This window comes from Fictibacillus sp. NRS-1165 (assembly GCF_050468105.1).
Classification (GTDB): Bacteria; Bacillota; Bacilli; order Bacillales; family Fictibacillaceae; genus Fictibacillus_C; species Fictibacillus_C terrinigri.
Map to the genome: position 1 here is coordinate 1 of NZ_JBDPNU010000178.1, position 638 is coordinate 638.

Sequence of the window (638 nt, forward strand, 5' to 3'; positions counted from 1 at the left end):
TCGCGCCATCGCATGGGCCAACTTTCTTTCCTGCTCTTTTTGCAGGGTGATGTCCGTACATATCCCCACCACTTGAGCTACTGTTCCTTGATCGGCCACAGGCCGGAGACTGGTGATGTACTCTTTGTCTCGATAGTGAATTTCGTATTCCACATACTCTCCATTCCACGCCATCTCATAATATTCATGGATAACATGAGCCAGATCAGGAGCATCCTTATACATGTCAAAAACGGTTTTTCCGGTAATCCCCTGACCCCCATGGATTTGGTCCAGCAAAGGCCCATGAGAATACGAATAGACAAATTGTTGGTTTCTTTTCGAAAATGTAAAAATCATTCCTTTGTCTTCACGATTTGCCTTGGATACATACTCTGCCATCGTGTACACCTCCCCTCGCCTGTTTTTAAGGGTTTTCCTCTGTAAACGTTTTCTCCATCTATTATAAAATCACTTCTCTGGTTCGTCTAATCCATATCCTGCCAAAGACTATTTTCTCATGGTCATTTCGAAGGCAACATATGATGGGTAACAAAAAGGAAAAACATCACAGAAACGGAATATCTTTAAAATGAAGTTGAAACGGGGGCTTATGGAGATGAGTAAAAAATGGTTACTAGCTGTACTCTGTATAGGGA

1 pseudogene is annotated in these 638 nt (G+C 42.3%); it reads right to left on the reverse strand.

The features are described from left to right. A pseudogene (locus ABHN01_RS25705) lies at positions 1-381 on the reverse strand (substrate-binding domain-containing protein); the annotation flags it as partial. Positions 382-638: the final 257 nt, after the last annotated feature.